Consider the following 2,124-nt stretch of genomic DNA (forward strand, 5'->3'; position numbering starts at 1 on the left):
GTTGGATCTGCCGGGTCTGGTGGCGCGTCCGGTGGATGGTGAGGGTGGTGCGGCGAAGTTCGATCTGGGGTTCAACTTCGTCGAGCGCACGGATCCGGTCGGCGCCCCGGCCGGCATCGAAGTCACCGTGGAGTACAGCTCCGACCTGTTCGACGAGAGCACGGTCACCGACCTGGGCCGGCGGCTGGTGCGCATGCTGTCCCTGGGCGCCGCCGACCCGGCGATGCCGCTCAGCCAGCTGGACCTGCTGGAATCGCGCGAGTGGCAGCAGCTGCTGACCGGGTGGAACGACACCGGGCGGGCGCTGGAGCTGCCGGCGGCCACGGTCTCGGGACCCGAGCCGGAGACGGTCGCCGGGCTGTTCGCGGCCCAGGTGGCGCGGACCCCGGACGGGCTCGCGCTGATGGCCGGCGACGAGCGGCTCAGCTACACGGAGCTGGACGAGCGCTCGGCCGCGCTGGCCGCGCTCCTGCTCGCCCGGGGAGTACGCCGTGGTGACACCGTCGCCGTGGCCGTCCCCCGCTCCGCCGCACTGACCGTGGGACACCTCGCGGTGCTGCGCGCGGGTGCGGTGTGCCTGCCCGTCGAGCCGCACCACCCGGCCGAGCGGATCCGTGCGGTCCTGGCCGGCGCCGCGCCCGCCGCGGTCGTCACCACGGAGGGCTGCGAGCCCCTGATCGGGACGCTCCCGTGCCCGGTCGTCCTGCTCCACCTGGACGGCGACAGCGACGGTGACGGCTTCGCCGAGCTGCCGGGGCCGCTGCCGGACTCCCCGGCCTACCTGATCCACGCCGCCGATCCGGAGGGTTCCCCGCGCGGGGTGCTCGTACCGCACCGGGGCATCGTGAACCGGCTCCTGTGGATGCGGGACGCCTGCCGGCTCGGCCCGGACGACCGGATCCTCCACAAGGCGCCCGCGGACCTCGACGTATCCGTCTGGGAACTGCTCGCTCCCCTGGTGCTCGGCGCCGCCCAGGTGCTCGCCCCGCCCGGCGGCGACCGCGACATGGTCGGCCTGGCCCGGCTGATCCGGCGCGACGCCGTGACCACGGCCCACTTCGCGCCGTCCGTGCTGGAGGCGTTCCTCGCCGAGCCGGAGGCCGCGCGCTGCACCGGGCTGCGCCGGGTGCTGTGCAGCGGCGGGCCGCTGCCCGCAGGACTGGCCGAACGGTTCAGGGCCCATCTGCCCGGAGCGGAACTCCATGTCCTGCACGGACCGACGGAGGCGTCGTTCGACGCCATCGCGTGGACCGTCGGTGCCGGCACCGAAGGGGCCTACCCGCCCGTCGGCCGGCCCGTCTGGAACACCCGCGCCTTCGTGCTCGACGCCGGCCTCATGCCCCTGCCCCCGGGCAGCCCCGGTGCGCTGTACCTGGGCGGGGTCCAGCTGGCGCACGGCTACCTCGGCCGTGCGGCGCTGACCGCCGAGCGGTTCGTGGCGGACCCCTACGGCCCGCCCGGATCCCGGCTGTACCGCACCGGTGACCTGGCCAGGATCACCCGTGACGGTACGGTCGAGCTCCTGGGCCGTACCGATGACCGCCTCACCCTCGACGGCAGGAGTGTCGAACCCGGCGAGATCGAGCGGGTGCTGACCGGGCACCCCGCGGTCGGTGCCGCGGCCGTGACCGTACGCCCGGGTCCCTCGGGCGAGCCCGCCCTGGTGGCGTACCACGTTCCCGCCGGCCCGGCGGGCCCGGCGGACGCCGAGGCACTGCGGGCTCACACCGCGACCGTGCTCCCGGGACACGCCGTCCCCGCGCACTACGTCGTACTCGACGCGCTCCCGCACACCGCGGACGGCCGGATCGACCGGGCCGCGCTGCCCGAGCCGCGGCACAGCACCGCCCGTGCACCGCGCAACGACGTCGAGCGCACGCTCTGCGACCTCTTCTCCGAACTGCTCGGCGTCCCGTCGGTGTCGATCGACGACAGCTTCTTCGACCTGGGCGGCCATTCGCTGCTCGCGACCCGGCTGGTCAGCCGGGTCCGTGCCACCTTCGGCATCGAGCTCCCGTTCCGGGACATCTTCGATGCGCAGTCGGTGGTGGCGTTGGCGGAGCGGGTGGTGGGTTCGTCGGTGGGTGGGCGTGTGGCGTTGGTGCCGATGGTGCGTCCTGACCG

1 protein-coding gene is annotated in these 2,124 nt (G+C 74.6%); it reads left to right on the forward strand.

The window, feature by feature from the left end; all coding sequences use genetic code 11:
* On the forward strand, nucleotides 1-2,124 hold a 2,124-nt coding region (locus AB0F38_RS31615), incomplete at both ends, for an amino acid adenylation domain-containing protein (RefSeq protein WP_361900882.1).

This window comes from Streptomyces sp. NPDC025273 (assembly GCF_040638585.1).
Classification (GTDB): domain Bacteria; phylum Actinomycetota; class Actinomycetes; order Streptomycetales; family Streptomycetaceae; genus Streptomyces; species Streptomyces cinereorectus.